Source organism: Bovifimicola ammoniilytica (assembly GCF_025567085.1).
Classification (GTDB): Bacteria; Bacillota; Clostridia; order Lachnospirales; family Lachnospiraceae; genus Bovifimicola; species Bovifimicola ammoniilytica.
The window spans coordinates 1-1,272 of the sequence record NZ_JAOQJN010000023.1 but is presented as its reverse complement, the minus strand read 5'-3'; the positions used below and the strand labels follow the sequence as shown (position 1 = coordinate 1,272).

Here is a 1,272-nt window from a genome sequence, read left to right as displayed (position 1 = left end):
CGTCATTGGCAACGGTAAGCAGCCAACGGATGTGGGGCCATTTGTTGATGTAGGTCAGCATATTGCTGATAGCAACACCGCTCTCGGTGATGGTGCCGGTCTTATCCACCTTGAAGGAAAACAGACCGATGGTGTCGATGCGGTCTCCGTAATCGCGCAGGGCTTCATACATTCTGGCATTGCCCATGAATATCCAGACCATAATGCGTTTGCCTTTGAGTTTATCCCTCATGCCACAACACCTCCTTCCAGGCATGAAAAAAGCGCCCATCCGTAGATGAACGCTTCTTTATATTTGTTTGTTGCTTTATTCTGGAACAGGTACTCCACCATCGGAAAGTGTCCCTTTATCTACAGAATATGCGCCACTTACAACATATCCTGCTTCTACATCAATAGTTCCAGTAAAGGATACGACAACCACGTCTCCAATATCTATTTTTTCATAATCAATACAACGACTAATTCTCAAGTCATCCATCGGAATCTTAAAAATCAAGCCTTCAGATGCGTCTTTACACAAAATAGAATCATCAACCCAAATATATCCATTGGAAATTTCCGTTATCGTTCCTGCAAGAGTGTTGGTGTATGGTTCGTCTATAGTTTCGATTCCATTTTCAGTTGCATAGGAAATAATTTTACCTGCTGCTTCTTCTCCGATTTGGAACGTATATGCATAATCAAAAATATTTGTGCGGACATAACCATCACTGGATACATAAAATACTCGCTTGTATACACCAAGGGCATCTGATGTTGCAGTAAAACTTATATAATCTCGTTCACTGCCATTCCAAGTATCATCTTGGATAAATGTAGCATCACGGCAATTACTCAACACATCCCAAATATATGCATCATCATCAATCTGGAAATATCCATTTTCAGTAGAACCGCTATATGTTCTAAAACGATTGAACTCAAGAACATTGGCAAGGTTATATTCATCTAATACTTCACCTAAAGTAGCAGGTGGATTATACTCCCCATATGTGAATGTATAATATTCGTTGCCTAATTTGACAGCAATAATGTGTTCTGCGGAAATACCACTATTCTCAAAAACCTCTGCTTGCATCTGATGCTTTTTATCTGTATAGGAATCATAGCCTTCCACATCATATACACCAATTGGCTCTCCAATCAAAGAACTATCAATGGCTATACCAGTTGAGGTGTATTCCTTACCTTCAATTATAACAGATGTATACTGTTCAGAAAGTGTCTTATATTCCCAAGGCCATTCAATAGCAGATTCTCCACATAAAA

Annotated in this window: 2 protein-coding genes; both read right to left on the bottom strand. The window is 39.5% G+C overall.

Annotated elements, in window-relative coordinates; all coding sequences use genetic code 11:
• Positions 1-232 (bottom strand): hypothetical protein (locus OCV48_RS13920; protein ID WP_147592278.1); only part of this gene is annotated, 232 nt, incomplete at its 3' end.
• Between the two features lie 75 nt (positions 233-307).
• On the bottom strand, positions 308-1,272 hold a 965-nt coding region (locus tag OCV48_RS13915), incomplete at its 5' end, for a hypothetical protein (protein WP_262559975.1).